This window comes from Rhizobium sp. SSA_523 (assembly GCF_030435705.1).
Classification (GTDB): domain Bacteria; phylum Pseudomonadota; class Alphaproteobacteria; order Rhizobiales; family Rhizobiaceae; genus Neorhizobium.
Genome location: NZ_CP129382.1, coordinates 1,035,757 through 1,060,558 on the forward strand (window position 1 = coordinate 1,035,757; position 24,802 = coordinate 1,060,558).

Consider the following 24,802-nt stretch of genomic DNA (forward strand, 5'->3'; position numbering starts at 1 on the left):
CGGCACGGTTGCCATTTGTTACCTGTTTTGTTGCCCTGCACAACAATTATGTCGCAGAATCATCATGGTTTTACTGGCTTTTTCCGAGCTTGGGAAAAAGCTGGAGAATGCCGCCTATGCAGAAGAGATAGGCTCCGGTGGCGACGACGCCCCAAACCAGCCAGCGGGGCGAGTCAAAGTGCAGCAGGAGCGAATAGCCGGACAGGCCACACCAGAGGAAGAAGATCGTCAGGTTCAGCCCGCGCAGCCGCTTGACCCGCACCGGATGAAGGAAATTGATCGGCAGGAAGGTCAGGAAGACGGCAGCGACCACGACGATGAGAGCCGTGACTTCGCTTGCTTCGACGACAAAGAGCGTCAGGATGAGCATGTTCCAGACGACCGGAAAGCCGGAGAAGAAATATTCGTCGGTCTTCATGCCCATATCGGCGTAATAGATCGCACTCGATACGACGATCATGCCGGCGGCAACGAAGGACCAGGTCTCGCCGATCATGCCGCTCTGGTAAAGCGCGAAGGCCGGCAGCAGCACATAGGTCACATAGTCGATGATATTGTCGAGCGTATCGCCCGACCAGTTGGGCAGGACCTCCTTGACGCGCACCTTGCGTGCGATCGGTCCGTCAATGCCGTCGATCAGGAGCGCCAGCCCCAGCCACCACCACATATCGACGAAGCGATGCTCCGCGGCAGCCACGACACCGAGAAAGGCGAGGAAGGAACCGGATGCCGTCAGGACATGGACGGAGAAGGCCCGGATTTCCGCATAGGGCACCTTGCGGTAGTTGAAGATTCGCCTGATCACGCCCTGCTCCGGAAACCATGTAGTGGGAAGGACGATATGCGGCCAATCGGCGCGCTTTGCAACCATTCCTGATCGCTTGATCAACAGGCCATGGAATACGGTGCGAGGTTTGCTACATAACCGGAACAGGAGTGACGTCCGAGCACAGCAAGCGGAGAAGAGCGGATCATGCACCAGATCGACATTGCCATCATCGGCGAAGGCCTGGCCGGTTCAATTGCAGGACTGGCGCTGGCGCGTGCCGGCCGCAAGGTTGCGATCATCGCACCGCATGCGGCACGCCGGGACGAACGCACGACGGCGCTGATGGAGCACTCCATCCGCTTCATCGATTCGCTCGGCCTCTGGCAAGAGATCGCCGGGCGGTCGGCGGCCCTTTCGACCATGCAGATCCTCGATGGCACGGGCCGCCTGTTCCGGGCACCGCCGGCCCAGTTTCGCGCCGCTGATGTCGGTCTTGCCGCCTTCGGCTACAATATACCGAACAAGATCCTGCTGGAGGTCCTGTCGCAGGCCATCGAGCGGGAGGTGAATATCGTTCGTTTCGATGCCAGCCTTGCCGAACTCGACAGCACCGGCGATGCGGTTCGACTGCTGCTTTCCACCGGCGAGACCCTGACCGCCGCTTTCGTCATTGGGGCCGACGGCCGGGGATCCAAGGTACGGGAATCGGCCGGGATCGACACCCGCCGCTGGTCCTATCCGCAGACCGCCATCGTGCTGAATTTTAGCCATGAGCGGCCGCATGCCAATGTTTCGACGGAGTTCCACACGGAAACCGGACCCGCGACGCAGGTGCCGCTGCCCGGCCAGCGGTCGAGCCTCGTCTGGGTGGTGCGACCGGAAGAAGCCTCCCGTCTGCTGTCGCTGACCGATGAGGAGCTGTCGCACGCCGTCGAGCAACGCCTGCAATCCCTGCTCGGCAAGGTGACGGTAGAGCCCGGCGTCGAATCCTGGCCGCTGTCGAGCCTGATGGCGGAGCGGTTCGGCAAGGGCCGCATCGCCCTGATCGGCGAAGCCGCGCATGCCTTTCCGCCGATCGGCGCGCAGGGTCTCAATCTGTCGCTGCGCGACGTGATCGAACTGGTCGATCTTTTAAAAACCGATGGCAGCCAGCCGATTGCGGGTGATATCGGCGATCGCTTCAACCGCAAGCGCCGGCCCGATATCATGACCCGGACTTTCGGCGTGGATGTGCTCAACCGCTCGCTTCTCTCCGATTTCCTGCCCGTACAGATCGCCCGCGCCGCCGGGCTTCACCTGGTGACGGCGGTGGGGCCTCTGCGCAATCTGCTGATGCGCGAGGGCATCGAGCCGGGCGGCAGCCTGAAGGATCTTGCCGAGGCGCTAAAACATCCCTTCCGCCGGAAGAAGGCCGGCTGAGATGAGATAGAGGACCACCGGCAGGGTCAGGATCGACACGATGGTGGTGATGAGAACCGTCGCAGAGGCTCTTTCCTGCCAGACATCGTAATGCTGGCTGATGACAAAGACATTGGTCGCTGTCGGCAAAGCGGCCAGCAGCACGGCGGCGTGGATCCAGGTGGCGTCGAAACCGCCGACCGCCGTCAAGGCAAGATACATGGCCGCCGGCAGGAGGACGAGCTTTGCCAGGGTGATCGGTCCGATTTCCACCGGCACCCGCTTCAGCGGCCGCAGGGCAAGCGTCACGCCCATGGCAAAGAGCGCGCAGGGCGCCGCGGCCTGCGCCAGATAGTCGATCAGGCGCATTCCCGCATCCGGCAGGCTCCAGCCGGACGCCGCAACCAGGAAACCGGCGGCCGTCGACAGGATGAAGGGATGCAGCGCCACCCGCCGCGCCACATCGCCGGCCAGTTGCAGGGGCGGCCGCTTGTCTCCCCCCGCAAGCGCCATCAGCGCAGGCGCCGTGACGAAATGCACCGCATTCTCGACGCAGACGATCAGTGCCACCGGCACGGCGGCCCCCTCGCCCAGAGCCAGCAGCGCAAGCCCCGGCCCCATATAGCCGATATTGCCATAGGCGCCGCCGAAAGCCTGCATGGTCGATTCGGCGAAGCTGGCGCGCCTTCCCAGATAGGCGATCAGGAACACCAGAGCATAAACGGCATAGACCGTCAGCACCTGCGTTGCCATGAAGTCGAGCCGGGTCAGATCCTCGACCGGCGTGCGCGACACAAGCTTGAAGAACAGTGCCGGCAAGGCTGCATAGACGATGAACGTATTCATCCAGCCCAGAGCGTCCGCCCCCTGCCGCGTGGCCTTGGCGGCGATGTAGCCAATGACGATCAAGCCGAAAAAGGGAAAGAGAAGCGCGAGAATGGCTGCCATGGGTTTCCTCGTGCCCGCACATGATCATTGCGGGACGTCGGTCTGCGGCTTAGCCGATTTGCATCAGGATTGGAAAGGTCTGCTGGAACCAGATTGCCATATCGCTGACGAATCCGAAGATGAAGGCGAGACCGGTCAGCACCAGGAGCGCCCCCATGGCTTTCTCGACGAGGCCCAGATGGCGCCGGAAACGCGACAGGAAGCGCATGAAAGCGCCGGAGAACCCGGCCGCGATCCAGAAGGGAACCGCAAGGCCGAGCGAATAGATGGCGAGCAATGCGGCGCCGCCGCCCACCGTCTCGCGGGAGGCGGCAATGCCGAGAATGGCGCCTAGCACCGGACCGATGCACGGCGTCCAGCCGAAGGCGAATGCCAGGCCCATGACATAGGCGCCGGAAAGCGTCGCCGGCTTGCCGCCGGCCTGGAAGCGCGCTTCGCGCGCCAGGATGCCGATGCGAAACAGGCCGAGAAAGTTCAGCCCCATGATGATGATGATCACGCCGCCGAGCTTGGACAGCACATCCATATGCTGGCGAAGCAGGACGCCGATGGAGGTCGCACCCGCGCCGAGCGCAACGAAGACGGTGGCAAAGCCGAGGGTGAAGCAGAGCGCCGAAAGCAGAACCGCCCGCCGGGCGGACCGGGTCTGGACCGGCGCCTCCCCCCTGAACTGCTCCACCGACACGCCGGCCATGTAGCAGAGATAGGGCGGCACCAGCGGCAGGACGCAGGGCGACAGGAAGGACAGGGCGCCCGCCAGGAGAGCGCTCAACAGAGATATTTCGGCGATCGACAAGGCTTGCTCCGCATCAACTTCGCGCCTGTCATAAGAGCAAGTGGGCCGGGATGCCAATCACCTTTTGGCGCATCCGGCCGCACGCGCTGATTTGACCCGGTGCGCTGACGGAAGACCCGGCGGCGCAAGCGACCGGCTCAGGTTCGGATCAATAACCCGGAACCGGAAGAGGCGCCTGCGGATTGGCGCGGAAAGAATCCAAGTCCCGCTGTGCGGCATCGACATCGAACTGGCGATCCGGCATGTCGCGCTGCGCGCGTCGGATGTCGCGGTCGAGATCGTCGATCTCGTTGCGGATATTGCGCCGCTCATTGTCGTCCTTGGCGGCTTTCAGCGCCCGGTACCGCTCGTCCATGCGCGATTCCTTCGCCGAAATGTCGCTGCGGATGGAGTTCAGGTCCGAGCGGGCGCTGTACAGCCGCCGGCCGAGACCGTAACCGCGCAGGAAGCCTTCGCTGGTCTCCGGCGGGCAGACGCTGTGATAGGTGTCGCCCGCCTCGCCTCTTGCGAGGCCGTTCAGCGGCGTGCAATAGCGCTTGAGACCGTTCTGATAGCCGTCGTTCCATTTGGTCTGGTCCGGCACGACCTTGATGCGCGCGCAGGATTCCACATGCGAGCCGAAGCGGTCCTGGGGACTGTAACCGGCAGCCCCGTCCGCCTCGCCGATCACCCGCCAGTCTGCGGCCATGCATTCTTCCTTGGACATGGAATGGCAGGACGCCAGCACCAGAAGCCCGAAAAGCCCCAGGAGCCCGGCGAGCCCCCCAAGCTCCGGCACAAAAATCGACAAACGCATCGTGAAAACCCCCGAATTCAGACAGCAACGACGGTTATAGCCAAAATCACGACGGGCTTCTACAGCCGCAGGTCCCGCCGGGAGACGTGTTTTGCAGCATGATCTGTGGAAAAGCCCTGCCAGCCTCAGTGCCGGTCGCCGCTATCATCCTGATACAGGAGTTCGTCGAGGATCAGGCGTATGCTCTCCGGCCCGCCATTCAGCGAGTAATGCGATCCGGGAGCCTCGTCTGGCACGACGAAGACATGCGGCACGCTGCGCATCGTCAGGCGCTCCGAGAGGTCGAAGAGGTAGCCGGGCCGCATCTTGATGTCGAGCAGCGCGCCCGCATGGTTGCGGGGGATCACCTGCTCAATGGCCGGATAGTCATCGCGGACCAGGAGTTCGCATCCCTCCCGTGCCCAGGCATTGCGTATTTTGTCCGTCATGATGCCGGGTCTGACGAAGACGGCGATCTTGTAACGCTGCATGAGGCCTCCCTTGCGGCACATATCTAGCGCACCGATCCGAAAATCCGAATCCAAAATCACACCGGCGTGATTGTCGCCGCGCGCCGCTTTTCGACGCGGATCGGGACTGGCGCCGGCATGAAAAAGCCGCCCGGAACGATCCGGGCGGCAATGCTGTCGTCACTCTTGGCGCCAGATCTGGCGTCTCTTCTGATCAGACGGTCTTAGAAGGACCGCTGCAGGCGGAAGAAGCCGCTGAAGTAATCGTCTGCACGATCTTCGTCGGTGTACTGAGCGGAGATCCTGGCGGCCAGGCCCTGGGTCACGGCGTAGTCGAGCGTCACGCCGGCCTGCCACTTGTTGCGGTCGCCGGAGAAGTCGTCGCCAACGATGTCGATCGTGTCCCAGTACTGGAAGCCGGGGGTCACCTTGAACTTGTCGTTGACCGACAGTTCGTAGGAGGTGGCAACCGTCCATTCGGCTTCGTTGTAATAGTTGTTCTGGCCGCTTGCATAAATGCCGGCAAGGCTGAGCGTGCCCGGACCGATCGCAGCCGTTGCGATCAGGCGAACGGCGCCGTTTTCATTGTCGATGTCGTAGCCGCCGAGCAGAGCTGCGGCAATGCCGTTGAACTCGCCGGACACCTGGCCTTCGACGCCGAGCGTGTCATTGTTGGTGAAGGTCGGGCTGTTCAGCTCGTCGAGGAAGATACCGGCCTTCAGCGAGCCGGCCGAATATTCGTAACCGATCTGGTTGATGCGGTTGGAACCGAGGCTGTCGGTCTCACCGGCAATGTCAGTATCCCAGTAGTTGTAGCCGTAACCGGCGCGGAAGCCGCCGAGCGTCAGGAAGGCTTCGTCGATTTCGACCTGGCCGTCATTGGCGTTCAGGTTGTTGCTCGAATCGTCAGCCCATGCGCGGATGGTGATGGTGCCGCCGAGCGGGCCATATTCGGTGTCGGACTTCGAATCGAAGGTCACGAGGCCGCGGGTCCGGGCATTCCAGTTGGCGGAGGAGTCGCGCTCGTCGACGTCAACCTGGAAGCGGATGTAACCGGTGATCTTGAGGCAGGTTTCGGTGCCGGGAATGTAGAAATAGCCGGTGCCGAAAGCATCGCACACGCGGACATATTCCATGGGTTCCGGCTCTGCTGCAACGATGGCGTCGGCAGAATGGGCAACCGTGCCGAATGACAGGGCAGCGGCCGAGCTGAGAATGAGAGCTCTGATTTTCATGCTTTTCCCTCGGGAGTGAGAAACGACACACCAAGACGACGAATCTGTCGGACTGAGTGAGACCCGAGTAAAACATCATGTTCTAAGCAAATAAATGTGAAAACACTGTTATGGGGCTTCGCAACCGCAGCATTCCGGAGGGTGTTGCGCGTCGGCGACATATCAGACAACCCGCATATTCTCTCCGCGCGGATCAGGCTGGTCGAGGCAGGGCGAGGCTGGAGCCTCCGGCCATGGCGGACGATCGTGCAAAGCTAAGGTCGGCCTGGACGGCGAGGCGGGCAAACAGGCGGCGTCAATGGCAAGGGCTTGGCGCGCGGAACCAACCTCCCGCCGATCGGTTGTCCCGCAGTTCCGCAACCAGGAGATCCCGATGTCCACGATGACGATGGAAGAGATTTCGAAGAAGCTCGGCAAGATCGACTTCTGCATGTTCAATACCAATGGCGGATCGGGAACGATCAACAGCCGGCCGATGAGCAATAATGGCGATGTCGAATATGACGGCGACTCCTGGTTCTTCTCCTATGAGGACACGCGGAAGGTGAGTGAGATCAGCCGCGATGCCGGCGTTGCGCTGACATTTTCGGCAGCGCCGAGCATTCTCGGCAAGCCCGGAATCTTCATCGCCGTGAACGGCCAGGCGAGCCTCATCCGCGACAAGGCGCAATTCGAGGCGCATTGGGTGAAGGATCTGGACCGCTGGTTTCCGGACGGCATCGACACGCCCGGCATCGTGCTGATCAAGGTTGCCGCCCAGGATATCGAATATTGGGATGGCGAGGAGAACGGGCGGATCACGCTTCCGCCGGCCAATGCCGCAGATGCAGGTGCCGTATGAGTACGGGCGATCTCGACCGGCAGACGATATGGCGCGACTTCACGGAGGCCGTCAACATGGCACCGTCCGCGCTGGAAAAATGGCTGGAGACGGAGGAGAGCAAAAGCTCCGGCTGGTCGGGCGACGGCGGCGGTGAGACCGTCGGCCATCATTCCGGCCGCAGGATCGTCGAAATCAAGCACAAGGCGAAGGCCGACCTGACCGATGATGATTATGCCCACATGCGCAAAGTCGTCGGCTATGTTCACCGGCATCTTGCCCAGGGCGGGCCGAAGGAGGATGTCGAGCATTCCGCCTGGCGCTACTCCCTGATGAACTGGGGCCATGATCCACTGAAAGACTGAGCCCGCACCAACCGGCCCGCATCTCTGTAACTTATGCGGGCCGGCAAGCCGGACGATTTCGGCCGGGCCGGCCATTGCTGCATGCCGGATTCAAGGGGTAGATTGCCTCTCGGACAAGGGAGGACAAGGGAGGCCGAGCATGTCCATGCTGACGGGACGATGCCATTGCGGAAAGACGGGCTGGACGCTTATCGGCGATCCGGGTTCGATCACCGCCTGCAATTGCAGCCTCTGCAGCCGCTATGGCACCTTATGGGCCTATGATTATGAGAACGAGCGCATCGAGGTCCAGGGAGAGACCGCCGCCTATCGCCGCGTGGATGTCACGGCGCCGGTCCTCGAAGTTCTCTTCTGCCCCGCCTGCGCCTGCGTCCTGAGCTGGCGCGGATTGCAGCTCGAACCGGACGGCCGGCGGCGGATGGCGGTCAATATTCGGCTCGCACCGGCAAAAGAGGTTCAAGCTCTGCCCATCGACCATTTCGACGGCTTGTCGACGTTCGAGGACCTGCCCTCCCGCGGCACATGCGTCCGTGATCTCTGGTTCTGACTGGCGACAGGCGCAGGCCACGCAATCCTCATCGCAAACGCGCTGCGCCCGACCTCGCCTGATGACCTCAGCCGCCCTCGGCCCGGCGCATCGGCATGCGGTCGATGAGATCGAACAGCTCAACCTCGCTGACAATATCGGGGCTGCGCAGCTTGATGCCGCCATCCTTGCCGACCAGGACGACCTCAAACGACGTGCCGCCTGACTCGGCATCCGACCGGATCTGCGCGGCGTCACTGCCGGGACCATTGCCATAGATCGGCGTGACCTTGTCGGCGCCGACATGGAGCACCACCATGTCGCGTTCCTCCAGATCCGCTGCCTGACGTTTCAAGGCCGCGACCTGCTCTTCCAGCTTGGCGCTGCCGGCCTCTGCGAAGAGAAGCAGAACACGGTTCTTCCAGGCATAGGTCGAGAGGCTGTCCATGGCATATCCTTCACTTGATCCTGCGAGTATGATGGCCAGTGCCAAAAGCGCTTTCCTCATCGGGCGATCTCCTGCTCCCATCAAACGCGCGGATGCGGCAATCGATCATCCCGATCACGGCTCTTTGAAGTCTGTCTCGTCCCGCATCGGCCTCGTCCAGCCCGAGACGATGACCAGGCTTCGGTCATCGTGACTTCCTCCCGGCAGGGCTCCCTTGACGGCCGCGAAGCGTCCGATCCGGTGCGGGTCGTCCCGATTGGCCGCGGCGATCAGCTCTTCCCAGTCCCGGCAGGTCCGCCCTTCGGGAAAGGCCGGATAGCCGTCCGAAAACAGTTCGACCGTCTGGAAGCCTCCCCAGGGCAGAAGGCGTGCGGGCCGCGGAGGCGCATCGCCGGAAAATCCGTCGAGGCAGGAGGAGAATAAAGGAGATGCGGGATCGCTCGTCCTGCGAATACCGGCCAGCCCCTGCCTGAGAGCCTCTTCCACCATGTCACGCTCCAGTCCGGGATGGACGAGGAGACGGTTCGCCGCGCGCAAGACGGCGGCGCCTGCCAGTCCGGCCGCCCCGATGCCCGCCACCAGCAGATCGCGAATGATCGCGTCGCGGTGCAGGGCATCGAGAGCGGCCAGGTCTTCATCTTCCCACAGGAACTGGCGCAGCAGGATAAAGACCCGCTCGGCATCGCGCAAAGGCGCCGGCTCCAGCACTTTCCCGTCGATCCGGATCAGCGCGAGATTGCCGGACAGCCGCAGACCGTCATCCGTCGCGACAGCGACACATGCGCCGCTGCGAAAGCGACGGGAAGGATCCCGGCGGACGATGTCGGCGAGGCCAAGGCGGTCATAGGTGGCGGAAAAATCGCGGTCGATCTCGCGCAGCAAACGGCGGTCGTCCCAGCGCTCGGCAAAGCAGCGCTCGGCATTGCGTTCCAGGCTTTCGACGACGATTTCAGCGCTCCACCAGCCGGGCGTGCGACCCTCATGGAGGACGCCGAAGAGATCGGTCGCGCCATCGATCACCGCCGCCAGATAGGGCAGCGCCACCACGACCCGGTCCTCGCAACGCTCCGGATGCCCGGGATCCTTGCCGCGGCAGATCCAATCGACCGAAAGATCCTTGCCCGAGAGATCCTGGCCCGAGAGATCCTGGCCCGAGAAATCAGTGCCTGAGGAGTTCGTGCCGGGCGATGTGGTACCAAGGGGTTTGGTGCCAGGGGAATTGGTGCCTGGAACGGACGGTTTTGGTGTATCCATCTGCAAAGGCCTTTCTGATCAATCGCGTATGATGATGTGCCGGGATTTCGCTGTCCTGATCGGCGCGCCGGCTCCGTCCTCCTGAAGCCCCCGCATGCGCCGTGCCGGCCGATTGCAAAGCGGCACGGGTCACATCGCCATGAGGCCTTGGCGACTGCCCGACCGGCGCAGCAGGATGAAGACCACGAGCGTCACGGCGATCTGCACGAGGCCCGCCGCAGATGCCATGCCCGTCTGATAGGAGAAGGCGTAGCGATAGGTCATGATCGGCACGGTCACCGTATCGGCGGTGTAGAGCACGACCGAGGCGCCTAGCTCGTTGAAGACCTCCAGCCAGACGAGAAGCGCCCCCGCGCTGATGCCCGGCGCCATCAAAGGCCGCATGATTTGCAAGAACGTGCCGCCCGGCCCGACGCCGAGAACGAGGGAGGCCTCTTCCAGGGACCGGTCGATCTGCGTCACGATCGAGGCTGTGGTGCGGACCATGAAGGGCAATTTGCGAATGCTGTAGGCCAGAACCAGAATGGCAGCCGTGCCGGTCAGATAGAAGGGTGCGCCGCTGAAACTATAGGCAAAGCCGATGCCGAGCACGGTCCCGGGAATGAAATAGGGAAGCATGATAAGGCTATCGGCAAGGGCAGTCATGCGGTCGCGCCGGCGCACCGTCAGGTAGCCGACAAGGCTTCCCAGGGCGGTGATGATGAGGAAGGCGGCGCCTGACAGGAGCATGCTGTTGACGAGCGAACTGCTGAGCTCCGCGCCGATGCTCGTGAAATTGTCGAGCGTGAAGTCCGGCGTGATGATCGAGGCATCGATGCGCAGGAATGCAAAGATCGAGATCATGATCAGCGGAAAGCAATTGGCAAGGACGAGCAGGCCGATCAGCACTTGCGCGAGACGATGCGGCACCGGCGCGAGCGGCCGGGGCGGGATCTGGCGCGGCTGGTCCGTGGCAACGTTCAACCGTCGCATCACCAGCATCAGCAGACCGGCAACCGTCATCGAAATGAACAGCAGAAGCGTGCTGGTTACGGCGGACAAGCCGCCTTCGGTGCCCATTTCGCTGATGAAGGTGCTGAAGGCGACGGTGGCAAGGACCGGGAAGCGCTCGCCCTCCCCGATCAGCGACGCCGTTCCCCAATCGGCCACGGTTCCGAGAAAGACCAGCATGGCGCCGGTCAGGATGGCCGGCAGCAGCAAAGGAAGCGTGACGCTGAAAAACACCGCGGCCGGCGGCCGGCCAAGGGTTGCAGCAGCCTCTTCCAGAGCCGGATCGATCCGCTTCAGCGCGGCGCTGACGATCAGGAAGACCATGGGATAGGCATGCACCGCCGAGACGATGATGATGCCGACCGGACCGTAGATGCTGGGCATGTCTATGCCCCAACCGCGCAGAAGCTGGACGATGACGCCGGCATGGCCAAACATCAATATCCAGCAGAAGGCGCCGAGGAATGGCGGCGACAGCATGCCGGCACTGAAGGCCAACTGGAAGAACCCGCTCCCCTGAATGGCATAGCGTGCGAGCGCATAGGCCAAAGGCACGGCAATGACGACCGTCAGCCCCATGGCGCCGAGGCCGATGATGAAGGTGTTGCGCAGGCAACGCAGGAAATAGGCCGAGGTGAAGAACTGGATGAAGCCGCCCAGCCCTTCCGAACCGGCATCGTCGCGGAAACTGTTCATCATGACGATGACGACCGGATAGAGAACCAGCACGCATAGCGTGACGATCAGGAGCGCGATGAAGAGGGTCCAGGGGTCTGGCATCCCGCGCAAGGAGAGGTGGCGGGTCATGCCAGGATCTCCCCGCCATCATGGCCCTTGAAGAGATGCAGTCCCGGTCCGGCCAGTCGCAGGCGCCAGTGCTTGTCGGGCGGCGAGGACACCACCGGATGCGAGGGTGGCACCCGCAATTCGATCTCCTGTCCATCCTTCAGCCGCAAGCGCAATTGCCAATGCGTGCCGATGAAGCTTGCCAGCTGAAGGCTGCAGGTCAGGCCCTCCTCCTGCGCAGCGGCGATCGGCAGAAGCTTCGCCTCGGCTTCCGGCCGGAAGCTCAGCTTGACGGCCCCCCGCTCCGTGACGCCCCGCAGCAGATCCGGCAAGACCAGCCGTTCGCCGCCCACCGTCAGACAAGGGGCCTGCGACAGGCCGTCAAGGCTGGCATCGATTATATTGCTCCGGCCGACAAAGCGCGCCACCTCTATGTCGCAAGGCCGGTTGTAGAGTGCGTAAGGCGTATCATATTGCCGGATGCGACCCTCGCTCATCAGCGCGACCTTGTCCGAAACGGCCAGCGCCTCCTCCTGATCATGCGTCACATAGATCGTCGTCATGCCGTATTCGCACTGAAGCAGGCGGATCTCCTCGCGCATTTCGATGCGCAAGCCCGCATCAAGATTGGAGAGCGGTTCATCCATCAGCAGCAGAAGCGGCCGCACGACAAGCGCCCTGGCCAGGCCGACACGCTGCTTCTGACCGCCCGACAATTGCGACGGCATGCGGGAGGCAAGGCCGCCGAGCTTGACCTTGTCGAGAATCTCCCGGACGCGCTCATCCCGTTCCGCCCTTGGGACATTGCGGGCCTTCAACCCATAGGCGATGTTTTCCGCCACAGTCAGATGCGGGAAAATGGCATAGCTCTGAAACACCATCGCCGCCTGCCGCTGATGGGCCGGGACAGTCTGGACCGGCTTGCCGCCGAACAGGACCTCCCCCTCATCCGGCCTGATCAAACCGGCGAGAATGCGCAGCAGCGTGGTCTTGCCGCATCCCGAATGGCCGAGAAGCGAGACCATGTGCCCGCTTTCGACATAGAGGCCTATGCCCCGCAGGACCGGACTGTCGCGGAAGGACTTTGTGATGGATTGCAATTCGATCTGCATGGTCGGTCTTTCCCTGCAAGGTGCGGACACCATGATCTGGGACGGGAGGTGGGAGTGCGCGGGCGGCGATCTTTGCGGCTTAGCGGCGGATCAGCGCCAGATAGCGCTTGATGACGGCGTCACGATCGATCGTGTCGACAAAACCTGCTGGCATCTTGGCTTCCTGCGGCTGCGCTGGAAGTCCGGCCGGCATCTCGACCCCGGCCGCCACGGGGCGACGGTGGAAGGTGTCGACGGCGATCTTCTGGACATCCGGCCGGCTCAGGAATGCAATATATTTGGCTGCGGCATCGCGATTGGGCGCGTTGCGGATGATCGCCGAGCCGTCGGCATAGACCAGAACGCCTTCGCTGGGATAGACGATCTCCACCGGCGCCCCGGCGAGCTTCTGGGCATAGGCCGAATCCTCGCTGGTGATGCCGATCGCATATTCGCCCCGGCCGACGCCATTGACCACTTTGCCCGAACTGTCGGTGATGATGAAATTCGCCAGCGCCGCCTCGAAGACCTTCCAGCCCTGCTCCTCGCCATAGACGCCCAGCAGCGTCGCGAGTTGCGCATAGGCCGAGCCCGATTTGTCCGCGCCCGCATAGGCTATATTGCCCTTGTAGGCGGGGTTTGCGAGATCCTTCCAACCTTTCGGCATGGGGAGGTCTCCCAGGGTCTTGGTGTTGACGATGAAGACATTGCCCACCACCTTGCTGAAGCCCGGCCAATCCGGACCGGCCGACGCTTCGACCAGATTGGCGGATTGATCGAGAAGATTGGTCGACATGGCGGCAATGACATCGCCCAGCGGACGCGCCGCCTCCGCCTTGACCCGCTGCAGGATCTCGCCCGACCCCGCCTCGATCATCTTGACCCGGATTCCGGTCTCCTGCTCGAACTTCGGATTGACGGCAGCGAGATAGCGTCCGCTCGGCGTATAGACCGTCACCTGGCGCTCCGCAGCGACGGCCGGCCTGGAGAAGGACCAGACTGCCAATTCCGATGTGACTGCCGAGACTGCCGCTACTGCAAGAAGCAGCGCCTTTGCGGAGAAGAAATTCCTATTGCGTGCCATGTCTGTCTCCTTGAGCCAAAACGACCCGGCGCCATCGACCGGTCTAAAATGAAACGTTTCAAGTAACACCACGACTACCGGGAAATCATTGCGGTCTTGTGACGGGCATTCTTGCCGGAACTCTTGTGCCGCGCTAATAATATCGATATGTACTTGAGCTCAATATGAAACGTTTCAGATGGAACAGCTCGATATGAATGGGAGGAGTGAGCCGCGGGCAACCATCGTGGATGTGGCCAATGCATCCGGCCTGTCGGTTGGAACCGTGTCCAACTATCTCAACGGCCAGAAGCTGAGAAAGGCGAACGAGATCCGCATCGAGGCAGCGATTGCCGCATTGAACTTCACGCGCAACGAGAGTGCAGCCTCGATGAAAACCACCCGCAGCCGTCTGGTGGGCATGCTGGTCCCGACCCTGAGCGAATTCCATGGCGGTCTGGTGGAAAACATTTCGACCCGGCTGCAGAAGCAGCGGCGGGCGCTTCTGACAATCTGCCATAACAGGGAGCCGGCTTTGATGGGTGATGCGCTCCGCTTCTTTCAGGAGCAGCGTGTCTGTGCGCTGGTGATTGCCGGCCACAGCCATCTCGAGAGCCAGCTAAAGGAGTTTTCCCGCGACGGAATTCCGATCCTGGCTTTGACGAATGACAGTCCCTCGATTGCCATGCATCGGCTGGTGACCGACGGCGCGGATGCATCGCGTCGCGCTGTCCGCCATCTCGCAGATCTGGGGCACCGGCGAATCGCAGTGCTCGCCGGCGCCTTGCGGGAGGCGACGGGCGAGGAGCGGCTCGCAGGCTATCGCCGCGGGCTGCAGGAAGCCGGCCTGCCGATCGACGAAAGACTGATCGCGGCCGGCGATTTCAAGCCCGGCCCGGCCTATGGCGCGCTCTCTGCCTTGTTCGAGCAGGCCGACAAACCGACCGCGATCTATTCCTGCGGAGGCAGCATGACTTTCGGCGCTCTGCAGTTCCTGTCGGAACGCGGCTTGAAGATCCCCGATGATATCTCGCTGGTGAGTTTCGACGACAGCAATGCCTTCCGGCTGCGCGAACGGCCGGTCACGGTCCTGTCACAGCGGAGACAGGCGCTGGCGGAGGCCGTAAGCGACCTCGTTGCCGCATGTGCCGAGGCGGGCAATCCCCTCCCCCTCACAAGGCAGGTCTTCAGCTGCGACCTGATCAGCCGCGAATCATGCCGCAGCCTGCATCGCTAGAGAACGGCGCAACAGCATGGATGGGACGCAGCACCGGGCGCCGGGGCATCATGCCGGCCGGATCCGATGGCAGCCGTAATCATTGTCTTGGGCCGACGTCATGATCGTTTGCTTGGGGAAATCATCTGCCCGGCCTTAGAGATAGGTGACAGAACGTACCGGAGACATGGGTTACACTTTTCGATTTTTATCGGGAGGTGTCGATGCCGTGGAGAGAGACTTCGGTCATGGAAGAACGTCTTCGATTTGTTGCCCGCTTGCTCGAGGGCGAGAGCATGAGCGATGTGTGCCGGTCCTTCGGCATTTCACGCAAGACCGGCTACAAGATTTTCAATCGCTACAAGGATGAGGGGCTCGAGGCGCTGACGGACCGGTCGCGACGGCCGGTGCGCTATGCCAACCAGTTGCCCGAACCGGTGGAGGCGATGATCGTGCGGCTCAAAAAGGAGAAGCCGCACTGGGGTGCCCGCAAGATTCGCGAGCTCCTGGTGCGGCGGCTGGCCGGCGACGTGCGCGTTCCGGCCAAAAGCACGGTGCATGCGGTGCTGGACCGCTACGGCCTTGTGAGCCAGGCCCGCAAGAGGAACCAGGCGAACAAGGCCGCCGGCACACCATTGTCTGCAGCGCCCGGTCCGAACGATCTCTGGTGCGTCGATTTCAAGGGCGAGTTCAAGCTGGGAGACGGCCGCTACTGTTACCCTCTGACGATCACCGACCAGTTCTCGCGCTACCTTCTGTGCTGCGAGGCCTTCGAATCGACCCGCGAACAGGGCGTGTTCGACGCCTTCCGGCGGGTCTTTGCCGAACGCGGGCTTCCGCTTGCCATCCGCTCCGACAACGGATTGCCCTTCGCCAGCCCGAACGGGCTCTACAATCTCTCGAAACTGTCGGTCTGGTGGCTCAGGCTCGGCATCGCGCTCGAGCGCATCCGTCCCGGCCACCCGCAGGAGAATGGCCGCCATGAGCGCATGCACCTGACCCTCAAGAAGGAGGCGACCCGCCCGCCCGGCCGCAACATCCTCCAGCAGCAGGCGCGCTTCGATGCTTTCGTGAGCGAATTCAATGAGGAGCGACCGCATGAGGCGCTCTCGATGAAGGTGCCGGCCGCGCTCTACTCCACATCGGCCAGATCCTACCAAGGCCTGCCGGACATCGAGTACCCCTTCCACGATCGGGACGCCATCGTCACCAACTGTGGCCGCCTGTGCATTCACCGTAAGAAGGTCAACATCTCAACCGTGCTGGCAGGACAAAAGCTCGGGCTCAAGGAAGTCGACGACGGCATTTGGCTCGTCAGCTTCCTGCGTTATGATCTCGGATATATCGATCTGGAACAGAGGACATTGCAAACCATTGACAACCCGTTCGGCACGAGGTTGTTACCTCTGTCTTAGGTACGAAGTGTTACCTATCTGTCCGGGCCGGACAATCGGAAAATGGTGAGAGCGCAGGGATTCGAACCCTGGACCTACTGATTAAAAGTCAGTTGCTCTACCGGCTGAGCTACGCTCTCCCAGATCGGGGTTTGCTGCCCCGCCGAAAGTGCGCGGAACATAGGCAGACTGTTCTCCGCGGTCAACCCGCGAAGAACAAATATATCGCACTTTTGCTGCGGCAATTCACAGGGCGCTGCCCCACTGGCCGCATGCGCGCTCAGTGGGCCTGGCGGCCGTCGGATTCCTCTTCGAAGGACACGGCTTCCGAGCCATTGGCCGACAGGCGGACGCGGCTTCCTTCGACCTCCGCAACGAGCGCCAGCGGGATGAAGTGGTGGTGGCCCTCATGCGAGCCCTCGCCGCTATCTCTCTTGGTCAGCTTGATCCGATCGCCTTCCACGCGGTCGACGGTGCCGACATGCACGCCGTCGGCGCCGATGACGTCCTGATGTTCGCGAATCTGTCCTGCATCGATCATCTCTGTCTCCTTCCATGATTGTGTCCTGTTCAACGGATAAGTGCGTGGAAGGATGCATCGGGAGGGCTGAAACTTGCGGCTGCGACTGGACGCGCCCTGCTTCGCAGGACGCGCCTTGCAAAGTCTTACGATTTTTTCATTTGGACATGGCGGTTGCACATGCCATCTCCAGTCCAGGATCGGCTGCGGCCGGTCGTCCAAGCCGCGATCCGCCTGTGCCTTTTGCGGATGGCGCCTGCCACTCAGGAGCCTTGATCATGGAGCCCCGATCCGCGTGAACGCCGAGACAGACAAGGACATTCCGCCCCGCAGCGGACCGGGCCAGCCGGACGCGCAAGCCCCGGATCTCGCCGCCATCCTGGCAGCCTCGCGCGGCCGTGGCTCGCGCTGGCGGCTCTGGCTGGTGCTGCTCCTTCTGGCCGCCGGCGCGGGTTTCGGCGTCTATGCCTATTATGATCGCGACCAGCCCGCCTTCACCTATGCCGTGCAGCCTGTCCGCCAGGGCGACCTTTCTGTCCTTGTCACGGCAACCGGCTCTCTGCAACCCACCGATCAGGTCGATATATCAAGCGAGCTGTCCGGCACGGTGCGCAAGGTCAACGTCACATATAACAGCCCGGTCAAGGCGGGCGACGTCCTGGCGGAACTGGATACCAACAAGCTGCAGGCGGATGTGCAGAGTGCGCGCGCAAAGCTTGCCTCCGCCAAGGCCAATGTCGTGAAGGCCAATGCCGAACTCGGCGCGGCCCGCATCAAGCTTTCGCGCCTCACGGCGCTTGTCGACAAGAATGTCTCCTCCCAGCAGGATCTCGATGCCGCGCAATCCGCCTATGATTCGGCGCTGGCCACCAAGGACATCAATGAGAGTGCGGTCCTGTCCGCCGAGGCGGACCTGCGGCTGGCCGAAGTAAACCTGTCCAAGGCGCGGATCATCTCGCCCATCGATGGCGTGGTGCTGACCCGCGATGTCGAGCCCGGGCAGACGGTCGCCTCCTCCTTCTCGGCCCCTGTCCTGTTCAGCATTGCCGGCGATCTGCGCCGCATGGAATTGCAGGTCGCGGTGGACGAGGCGGATGTCGGTCAGGTCGAGGAGGGCCAGAGCGCCACCTTCAGTGTCGACGCCTATCCCGGCCGTGTCTTCCCCGCCCGCATCGAGACCGTGCGCTTTGCCTCTGAGACGGTGTCGAATGTCGTGACCTACAAGGCGATCCTCTCTGTCGACAATGCCGATCTGCTGCTGCGCCCAGGCATGACCGCAACCGCCGATGTGACGGTTCAATCGGTCGAGAATGCGCTGCTGGTGCCGAATGCGGCCCTGCGCTTCTCGCCGCCGCTTGCCGAACGGGCAGCAGGCGGCAGCATTCTCAGCCGCCTGTTCCGCCCTCCCCGCCGGCCAGGCGCGGTGCGCAACCGGGACCAGCAGAGCGAGCAGTCGGGCCCTGTGCGCAGGCCGATCTTCCTGCTGGAAAACGGCCAGCCGCGCCGGGTCATGATCGAGACAGGACCGACCGACGGGCAGTTCACCGTCGCCATTTCGGATGAGGTGAAGGAGGGCGACAACCTCATCACATCCGCAACCGCGCGCTCCAATTGAGGGGCGACAACATCATGACGGGCCAGCCACTGATCGAATTCAAGGCAGTCTCCAAGCTCTACGGGCGCGGCGAAGCCATGATCCGCGCGCTCGATCAGGTCGATCTGGCGATCTTTGCCGGTCAGTTCGTGTCGATCATGGGACCGTCGGGCTCAGGGAAATCGACCGCGATGAACATTCTCGGCTGCCTCGACGTGCCCTCATCCGGCGATTACCTGTTTCAGGGCATTTCGACGCGGAGTTTCGACCGGCAGCAATTGACGCTGCTGAGACGCCATATGCTCGGTTTCGTCTTTCAGGGGTTCAACCTTCTGCCGCGCACCTCGGCGCTCGAAAATGTCGAACTGCCGCTCGTGTATCGCGGCATGGAAGCGCGCCAGCGGCGGGAGCTTGCCCGCAACGCCCTGGCACAGGTTGGCCTGGCCGGCCGCGAGACCCATACAACGCAGGAACTGTCAGGCGGCCAGCAGCAGCGCGTGGCGATCGCCCGCGCCATCGTTACCCGGCCCTCCGTGCTACTGGCCGACGAACCGACCGGCAATCTCGATACCCGCACCAGCGGCGAGATCATGGACCTGATCACCCGGCTCAATCGCGACAACGGCATTACCGTCATCATGGTCACGCATGAGGAGGATATCGCCGCCTATGCCATGCGGCAGCTGCGCTTCGTCGACGGGCGCCTGGATTCCGACAGCATGGCAAAGCAGGAGGCCAGCCATGCTGTTTGAGACCATACGCCTGGCCTGGCGCGCCATCAGCCGCAACCTCCTGCGCTCCTTCCTCACGGTGCTTGGCGTGGTGATCGGCGTGGCCGCTGTCATTGCCATGGTCACCGTGGGCAACGGTACAACGGCCCAGGTTCGCCAGGAGCTTTCGCGGCTCGGCACCAATACGCTTTTCGTCCGGCCCGGCCAGTGGGGCCCCGGCCGCGCCAGTGCCGAGGCCAAGCGCTTCACCGATGCCGATATCGCCGCCATCCGGGATCAGATCACCGGTCTTCGGGCCGTCGCCCCGATCAACCGCAGCACGGCCACGGTGATTGCCGGCGGCCAGAACCGCTCGACGAGCATTCTCGGCACAACGAATGCCTATCTCGTCGCGCAGGATTGGGAACTTGCGCTCGGCCGTGATTTCGTGCCGACGGAAGAGCGCGGCGCGGCTGCCTGCATTATCGGCCAGACAGTGCGCCGAGAGGTCTTCGGCGCCGCCGATCCGACCGGCCTGATGATCCGGGTCGGCAATGTCGCCTGTCCGGTGATCGGCGTGCTGGCCAGCAAGGGCCAGTCGGGAATGGGCGACGATCAGGACGACGTCGTGATCATGCCGCTGAAACTGCACCAGCGCAGGCTGGGAGGAACCACAACGATTTCCAGCATCACGCTCTCGGCCGAAGAGGGAGTTTCGACCGCCAAGGTCCAGGCCGATGTGGAAAGCCTGCTGCGCGAGCGCCGCCGCATCGCCATTGGCAAGGACGACGATTTCTCCGTCAATGACATGACGCAGATCGCCTCCGCCATGACCGGAACGACGACGCTGCTCACCGGCCTTCTTGGCGCCGTCGCAGCCGTCAGCCTGCTCGTCGGCGGCATCGGGATCATGAATATCATGCTGGTATCGGTGACGGAGCGCACCCGCGAGATCGGTATCCGCCTTGCCATCGGCGCGCTGGAGGGCCAGGTGCTGACCCAGTTCCTGGTCGAGGCGATCATGCTGTCGATCTTCGGCGGCGTCACCGGGATTCTCGCGGGGCTCGGCCTTGCTTACGGCGTGGTTTCGCTGCTGAGCGTTCCCTTTGTGGCAAGCCCGAGCATCATCGCCGCCGCCTTCATCTTCTCGGCGCTGATCGGCGTCGTCTTCGGCTATTTTCCGGCGCGCCGTGCCGCTCAGATGAACCCGATCGAGGCCCTGCGCCACGAATGACGCTCAGTTGTCAGGACAGGATCGCTGCATCACAACCGGTTTTGCCGCGCGGCTGATGCCACCGTCATGACACGCGGCGGACGGCGCCCGTGAAATCATAGCGGCGCAAATACGTAAGCGCCCAATGATCCTGGAGCCGGTAAGCCAAGCCTCACGCCGATGTGGTTTGGGCAGCCCGTTCACGCGCCAGCGCCGCCAGATCAGCCGGCTTCAATTCAACCGATTCGCCGCATCCGCAAGCGGAGGTCTGGTTCGGATTGACGAAGGTAAAGCCTGAGCGCATCTTGGTCACTTCGAAATCCATCTGCGTCCCGAGCAGATAGAGCACGGCCGAGGGCTCCACCCAGACTTTCGCGCCCGCATGCTCGACCAGGTCGTCCTTGGGATTGGGTTCGGTCACCAGATCAATGGTATATTCCATGCCGGCGCATCCGCCCTTCTTGATGCCGACGCGGACACCCTTGGCATCGGGACCGGATTTGTCGACGATCGCCGTCACGCGCGCGGCGGCGGCATCGGTCATGGTCATCACTGCAAAGCCCATTGGCGCATTCTCCATCACACAGCCGGATTCAAGGTCCGGAGGTCTTGTCTTCCAATGTAGTCCTTCGAGAGGTGCGGATCAATCCATCGCCAGGGAGATCAGTACCAGCCGACGGCCACCTGCGCCTCTTCCGACATGCGCTCCGGCGTCCACGGCGGGTCGAAGGTCATCTCCACCACCACGCCGGACACGCCTTCCACGGCGCCAACGGCGTTTTCCACCCAGCCCGGCATTTCGCCGGCCACCGGGCAGCCGGGCGCGGTCAGGGTCATCACGATTCTGACCTGTCGGTCGTCCTCGATATCGATCTTGTAGATCAGTCCCAGCTCGAAGATATCGGCCGGGATTTCAGGGTCATAGACCGTCTTCAGGGCCGCGACGATATCGTCGGACAGGCGGGCCAGTTCTTCCGGCGGAATCGCCGACTGGATTATACCCTCGCGGGCATCCCATTTCGGTATCGTATCTTCGGTCGACATGGCTTTCGTCCTTCAAGCAAAGAAGTTGCGCGCATAATCCAGCGCATCGGCCAGCGCATCCACTTCGGCGCGCGTGTTGTACATCGCAAAGGATGCACGGCAAGTGGAGGTGACGCCGAAGCGTTTCAAGAGCGGCATGGCACAATGCGTGCCGGCGCGCACCGCAACGCCTTTCCGGTCGATCACCATGGAAACGTCATGGGCATGGATGCCGGCGAGTTCGAAGGAGAAGATCGCTCCCTTGCCGGGCGCATCGCCGATGATGCGCAGCGCGTTGATCGCCATCAGCCGTTCGCGCGCATAGGCGGTCAGGTCGGCCTCATGCGCCGCAATCTTGTCGCGGCCGATCTTTTCCATGTAATCCAACGCATAACCCAACCCGATGGCCTGGACGATCGGCGGCGTTCCCGCCTCGAAGCGATGCGGCGGATCATTGTAGGTGACCATGTCCTCGGCAACGTCGATGATCATCTCGCCGCCACCCTGGAAGGGGCGCATGGCGAAAAGCCGTTCCTTCTTGCCAAAGAGGACGCCGATGCCCGAGGGACCGTAGAGTTTGTGGCCGGTCATGACATACCAGTCGCAATCGAGATCCTGCACGTCCACCGGCATATGCACGGCGCCCTGGCTGCCGTCGACGAGGACCGGGATGTCGCGCTCATGGGCGAGGCGGCAGATCTCCTTGACCGGCACGACGGTGCCGAGCGCATTGGACATCTGCGTGATCGCCACAAGGCGCGTACGCTCGGTCAGGCATTTCTCGAAGTCCTCGATATGGAACGCGCCCTGGTCATCCACCGGAACGAAGACCAGCTTCACGCCCTGCCGCTCGCGCAGGAAATGCCAGGGCACGATGTTGGAGTGATGCTCCATGATCGACAGGACGATCTCGTCGCCTTCCTTCAGGTGCGGCATGGCAAAGCCATAGGCCACCGTGTTGATGGCCTCGGTCGAATTCTTGGTGAAGACGATATCGTCGATCGACGGCGCGTTCAGGAATTTGCGGACTTTCTCGCGCGCCGCCTCATAGGCTTCCGTCGCGGCATTGGACAAATGGTGCAGGCCGCGATGCACATTGGCATATTCGGCGGAATAGGCATGGCTGATGGCGTCTATGACGCTTTGCGGCTTCTGTGCCGAGGCGCCGTTATCGAGATAGACCAGCGGCTTGCCGTGCACCATGGTCGACAGAATGGGAAAATCGCGACGGATCGCTTCAACGTCATAGGTCATGGGAGACCACTCCAACGGATGAGCATGGAGGCCGCTTGGGCCCTGGGCGGGAGGGCATGACCTGCCCTCCCCGTAACGCGGCGATCAGGCGTGACCCTCGAGCCAGCGCGAGATGACGCCTTCCAGCGCCTCGACCAGCGCCTCGTCGTCCAGTTCCTCGACGATCTCGGCAACGAAGGCATTCACCAGCATGGCACGGGCCCGGCTGCGCGGGATCCCGCGGGCCATCATGTAGTAGAGATGGTTGTCGTCGATATCGGCAACCGTCGCGCCATGTCCGCACTGCACGTCGTCCGCAAAGATCTCAAGCTCCGGCTTGGCCGCGAACTCGGCATCGTCCGACATCAGAAGCGTATTGCAGGCCATGCGTGCATCCGTCTTCTGTGCATCCAGCGCCACCTTGATCATGCCCTGGAAGACGCCCCGCGCCCTGTCGAACACGACATTGCGGAAGATCTCTGTCGAGGTCGTGTTCGGCACATTATGGCCGAGCACCAATGTCACGTCGGTATGCGTGTCGCCGCCGAGGAGATTGACGCCGCGCAATTGCAGATCCGATCCCTCTCCCGCCACGTCGATGCGCAATTCCTGACGGACCAGCTTGCCGCCGGCATTGATCACATAGAGGCGCAGCTTCGCATTCTCGCCGACCCGCACGCGCATCTGGCCAAGATGGGTATCCGCAGCGCCCTGCTCCTGCAGGATGATCCAGGTGACGTCCGCACCGTCCTCCAGAGAAATATCGCTGACGGAGGTGACGAAGGCCTGGCCCTCGCCGCTCGGCAGGTGCCGCTCGATGACGGTGGCCGTCGAGTGTCGACCGAAACTGACCGGGAAGCGCGTATGGATCTGGCCCGCACCGTGGAGCGCCTGGATCTCGATCGGCGCATCCAGCACGGCCCCTTCGGGAACTTCCAGCACATAGCCGTCCCGCACGAAACTGCCATTGATCTTGCCGATCGTATCGTCGCGGTCGATCACGGACAGTCCGGGCGCGGCCGTTCCTTCGCGCAGCATGTCGGCGAAGGCGCTGACCAGAACGCCATTGATGCTCGCTCTCGCATCGCTTTGGCCGTCCCGCGTCGCGATGACCTTCGCATGCTCCACCAGGGCAGGTGTCACGGTCACGTCGCCGGCCGGCTCCAGGCCCGGAAGCGCGCGCAGAAGCGTCTTCAGGTCCGTATAGTGCCATGCCTCGACGCGACGCGACGGCAGGCCATTGCTTTTCAGATCCTCGACCAGCCGGTCGCGGGCACTGATGACGGCGCCATTGCCCGGCAGGTCGCCGACCTGCTGGGTAAAGGCCTCGATCAGCGCAGATTCCGCGGCGGTCTGCCGATTGTGAGTCTGCATGTTCATGCGAAAATCCTCTTCGCTACCCGTCAGGCCGCTGCGCCGATGATATCGGCATAGCCATTGGCTTCCAGTTCGAGCGCCAGATCCTTGTCGCCGGTGCGGATGATCTGGCCCTTGTAGAGAACATGCACCGTATCCGGCACGATGTAATCGAGGAGCCGCTGGTAGTGCGTGATCACGATGACGGCGCGATCCGGCGACTTCAGGGCATTGACGCCATCGGCCACGATCTTCAGCGCATCAATGTCGAGGCCGGAATCGGTCTCGTCCAGCACGCACAGCTTCGGCTCCAGGAGCGCCATCTGGAGAATTTCAGCGCGCTTCTTCTCGCCGCCGGAAAAACCGACATTGAGCGGCCGCTTCAGCATGTCCGGATTGATCTTCAGCTCGGCGGCCGCATCCTTCACCCGGCGCATGAAATCCGGTGTCGTCAGTTCGGCCTCGCCGCGCGCCTTGCGCTGCTCGTTCATCGCGACCTTGAGGAACTGCATGGTGGCAACGCCGGGAATTTCCACCGGATATTGGAAGGCCAGGAAAATGCCCTTGGCGGCGCGCTCAGCCGGGTCGAGCTCCAGAATGTTCTCGCCGTTGTAGAGGATCTCACCTTCGGTGACTTCATAGTCTTCACGGCCCGACAGGATGTAGGACAGCGTCGATTTGCCGGAACCGTTCGGGCCCATGATGGCCGCCACTTCGCCGGCCTTCACGGTCAGGTTCAGACCGCGGATGATCTCCGTGCCATCTTCGGCGATGCGGGCGTGCAAGTTCTTGATTTCAAGCATCTCATT

At 62.6% G+C, this 24,802-nt stretch carries 26 protein-coding genes and 1 tRNA gene; 9 read left to right on the forward strand and 18 right to left on the reverse strand.

Annotated elements, in window-relative coordinates:
- Window positions 1-70: 70 nt before the first annotated feature.
- The gene (gene pcsA, locus QTJ18_RS13380) at window positions 71-805 is read right to left on the reverse strand and encodes a phosphatidylcholine synthase (protein WP_252754498.1); all 735 of its coding nucleotides are present in this window, start codon (window positions 803-805) and stop codon (window positions 71-73) included.
- A gap of 168 nt (window positions 806-973) precedes the next feature.
- On the opposite strand from pcsA, the gene QTJ18_RS13385 reads away from it, so the two are divergent.
- Window positions 974-2,188 (forward strand): UbiH/UbiF family hydroxylase, encoded by a 1,215-nt coding sequence (locus QTJ18_RS13385; RefSeq protein WP_252754497.1) that lies wholly within the window; start codon window positions 974-976, stop codon window positions 2,186-2,188.
- On the opposite strand, the gene QTJ18_RS13390 is transcribed toward QTJ18_RS13385, so the two are convergent.
- The 5 genes from QTJ18_RS13390 to QTJ18_RS13410 form a co-directional block, all read right to left on the reverse strand.
- Window positions 2,153-3,115 (reverse strand): AEC family transporter, encoded by a 963-nt coding sequence (locus tag QTJ18_RS13390; protein WP_252754496.1) that lies wholly within the window; start codon window positions 3,113-3,115, stop codon window positions 2,153-2,155. The genes QTJ18_RS13385 and QTJ18_RS13390 overlap by 36 nt on opposite strands.
- A gap of 49 nt (window positions 3,116-3,164) precedes the next feature.
- Window positions 3,165-3,911, reverse strand: coding sequence for a cytochrome c biogenesis CcdA family protein (locus QTJ18_RS13395; protein ID WP_252754495.1), 747 nt, complete (start codon window positions 3,909-3,911; stop codon window positions 3,165-3,167).
- A gap of 148 nt (window positions 3,912-4,059) precedes the next feature.
- Entirely contained in the window at window positions 4,060-4,707 is a 648-nt protein-coding gene (locus QTJ18_RS13400; protein ID WP_252754494.1) for a DUF2799 domain-containing protein, read from the reverse strand.
- Window positions 4,708-4,832: 125 nt separating this feature from the next.
- A complete protein-coding gene (locus QTJ18_RS13405; protein WP_252754493.1) occupies window positions 4,833-5,177 on the reverse strand; it encodes a hypothetical protein in 345 nt (114 codons plus the stop codon).
- A 203-nt stretch (window positions 5,178-5,380) separates the two neighbouring features.
- The gene (locus tag QTJ18_RS13410) at window positions 5,381-6,391 is read right to left on the reverse strand and encodes a porin (protein WP_252754492.1); all 1,011 of its coding nucleotides are present in this window, start codon (window positions 6,389-6,391) and stop codon (window positions 5,381-5,383) included.
- A 373-nt stretch (window positions 6,392-6,764) separates the two neighbouring features.
- Between QTJ18_RS13410 and QTJ18_RS13415 the strand changes: the two genes are divergently transcribed.
- From QTJ18_RS13415 to QTJ18_RS13425, 3 genes are all read left to right on the forward strand, one after another.
- Window positions 6,765-7,232, forward strand: a complete 468-nt coding sequence (locus QTJ18_RS13415; RefSeq protein ID WP_252754491.1) for a pyridoxamine 5'-phosphate oxidase family protein — start codon at window positions 6,765-6,767, stop codon at window positions 7,230-7,232.
- On the forward strand, window positions 7,229-7,576 hold the full coding sequence (locus tag QTJ18_RS13420; protein WP_252754490.1) for a DUF3140 domain-containing protein: 348 nt from the start codon (window positions 7,229-7,231) through the stop codon (window positions 7,574-7,576). Before QTJ18_RS13415 ends, QTJ18_RS13420 begins: the two co-directional genes overlap by 4 nt.
- Before the next feature lie 145 nt (window positions 7,577-7,721).
- Window positions 7,722-8,123: a GFA family protein gene (locus QTJ18_RS13425; protein WP_252754697.1), complete on the forward strand. Its 402-nt coding sequence runs from the start codon at window positions 7,722-7,724 to the stop codon at window positions 8,121-8,123.
- A 67-nt stretch (window positions 8,124-8,190) separates the two neighbouring features.
- On the opposite strand, the gene QTJ18_RS13430 is transcribed toward QTJ18_RS13425, so the two are convergent.
- The 5 genes from QTJ18_RS13430 to QTJ18_RS13450 form a co-directional block, all read right to left on the reverse strand.
- The gene (locus QTJ18_RS13430) at window positions 8,191-8,610 is read right to left on the reverse strand and encodes a DUF4174 domain-containing protein (protein WP_252754489.1); all 420 of its coding nucleotides are present in this window, start codon (window positions 8,608-8,610) and stop codon (window positions 8,191-8,193) included.
- Window positions 8,611-8,664: 54 nt separating this feature from the next.
- Window positions 8,665-9,804 carry a hypothetical protein gene (locus QTJ18_RS13435; protein ID WP_252754488.1) on the reverse strand — a complete coding sequence of 380 codons (1,140 nt, stop codon included), beginning with the start codon at window positions 9,802-9,804 and terminating at the stop codon, window positions 8,665-8,667.
- A 129-nt stretch (window positions 9,805-9,933) separates the two neighbouring features.
- Window positions 9,934-11,601 carry an ABC transporter permease gene (locus QTJ18_RS13440; protein WP_252754487.1) on the reverse strand — a complete coding sequence of 556 codons (1,668 nt, stop codon included), beginning with the start codon at window positions 11,599-11,601 and terminating at the stop codon, window positions 9,934-9,936.
- The gene (locus QTJ18_RS13445; RefSeq protein WP_252754486.1) at window positions 11,598-12,692 is read right to left on the reverse strand and encodes an ABC transporter ATP-binding protein; all 1,095 of its coding nucleotides are present in this window, start codon (window positions 12,690-12,692) and stop codon (window positions 11,598-11,600) included. Before QTJ18_RS13445 ends, QTJ18_RS13440 begins: the two co-directional genes overlap by 4 nt.
- 79 nt (window positions 12,693-12,771) lie before the next feature.
- A complete protein-coding gene (locus QTJ18_RS13450) occupies window positions 12,772-13,755 on the reverse strand; it encodes an extracellular solute-binding protein (protein ID WP_252754485.1) in 984 nt (327 codons plus the stop codon).
- A 178-nt stretch (window positions 13,756-13,933) separates the two neighbouring features.
- Here QTJ18_RS13450 and QTJ18_RS13455 point away from each other — a divergent pair, with 178 nt between their 5' ends.
- Together QTJ18_RS13455 and QTJ18_RS13460 are read left to right on the forward strand one after the other, a co-directional pair.
- Entirely contained in the window at window positions 13,934-14,971 is a 1,038-nt protein-coding gene (locus QTJ18_RS13455; protein WP_252754484.1) for a LacI family DNA-binding transcriptional regulator, read from the forward strand.
- Between the two features lie 203 nt (window positions 14,972-15,174).
- On the forward strand, window positions 15,175-16,365 hold the full coding sequence (locus QTJ18_RS13460; RefSeq protein WP_301557790.1) for an IS481 family transposase: 1,191 nt from the start codon (window positions 15,175-15,177) through the stop codon (window positions 16,363-16,365).
- 43 nt (window positions 16,366-16,408) lie between these two features.
- On the opposite strand, the gene QTJ18_RS13465 is transcribed toward QTJ18_RS13460, so the two are convergent.
- A tRNA-Lys gene (locus tag QTJ18_RS13465) sits at window positions 16,409-16,484 on the reverse strand.
- Window positions 16,485-16,624: 140 nt separating this feature from the next.
- Window positions 16,625-16,885 carry a DUF2171 domain-containing protein gene (locus QTJ18_RS13470; RefSeq protein WP_252750721.1) on the reverse strand — a complete coding sequence of 87 codons (261 nt, stop codon included), beginning with the start codon at window positions 16,883-16,885 and terminating at the stop codon, window positions 16,625-16,627.
- Between the two features lie 274 nt (window positions 16,886-17,159).
- Between QTJ18_RS13470 and QTJ18_RS13475 the strand changes: the two genes are divergently transcribed.
- Genes QTJ18_RS13475 through QTJ18_RS13485 form a run of 3 tightly spaced genes read left to right on the forward strand, consistent with a single transcriptional unit; the run spans window position 17,160 to window position 20,402 of the window.
- Window positions 17,160-18,479, forward strand: a complete 1,320-nt coding sequence (locus QTJ18_RS13475) for an efflux RND transporter periplasmic adaptor subunit (protein ID WP_489667158.1) — start codon at window positions 17,160-17,162, stop codon at window positions 18,477-18,479.
- Window positions 18,480-18,493: 14 nt separating this feature from the next.
- The gene (locus tag QTJ18_RS13480) at window positions 18,494-19,210 is read left to right on the forward strand and encodes an ABC transporter ATP-binding protein (protein ID WP_252750722.1); all 717 of its coding nucleotides are present in this window, start codon (window positions 18,494-18,496) and stop codon (window positions 19,208-19,210) included.
- The gene (locus QTJ18_RS13485) at window positions 19,200-20,402 is read left to right on the forward strand and encodes an ABC transporter permease (protein WP_252750723.1); all 1,203 of its coding nucleotides are present in this window, start codon (window positions 19,200-19,202) and stop codon (window positions 20,400-20,402) included. Before QTJ18_RS13480 ends, QTJ18_RS13485 begins: the two co-directional genes overlap by 11 nt.
- A 151-nt stretch (window positions 20,403-20,553) precedes the next feature.
- On the opposite strand, the gene sufA is transcribed toward QTJ18_RS13485, so the two are convergent.
- The 5 genes from sufA to sufC all read right to left on the reverse strand — a co-directional run bounded on the left by sufA (window position 20,554) and on the right by sufC (window position 24,796).
- On the reverse strand, window positions 20,554-20,946 hold the full coding sequence (gene sufA / locus QTJ18_RS13490) for a Fe-S cluster assembly scaffold SufA (RefSeq protein ID WP_252750724.1): 393 nt from the start codon (window positions 20,944-20,946) through the stop codon (window positions 20,554-20,556).
- Between the two features lie 98 nt (window positions 20,947-21,044).
- Window positions 21,045-21,425 carry an SUF system Fe-S cluster assembly protein gene (locus tag QTJ18_RS13495; protein WP_252750725.1) on the reverse strand — a complete coding sequence of 127 codons (381 nt, stop codon included), beginning with the start codon at window positions 21,423-21,425 and terminating at the stop codon, window positions 21,045-21,047.
- A 12-nt stretch (window positions 21,426-21,437) separates the two neighbouring features.
- Window positions 21,438-22,658, reverse strand: coding sequence for a cysteine desulfurase (locus tag QTJ18_RS13500; protein ID WP_252750726.1), 1,221 nt, complete (start codon window positions 22,656-22,658; stop codon window positions 21,438-21,440).
- 84 nt (window positions 22,659-22,742) lie between these two features.
- Window positions 22,743-24,017, reverse strand: coding sequence for a Fe-S cluster assembly protein SufD (gene sufD, locus QTJ18_RS13505; protein WP_252750727.1), 1,275 nt, complete (start codon window positions 24,015-24,017; stop codon window positions 22,743-22,745).
- Between the two features lie 23 nt (window positions 24,018-24,040).
- A complete protein-coding gene (gene sufC, locus QTJ18_RS13510; RefSeq protein WP_252750728.1) occupies window positions 24,041-24,796 on the reverse strand; it encodes a Fe-S cluster assembly ATPase SufC in 756 nt (251 codons plus the stop codon).
- Between the last annotated feature and the right edge of the window lie 6 nt (window positions 24,797-24,802).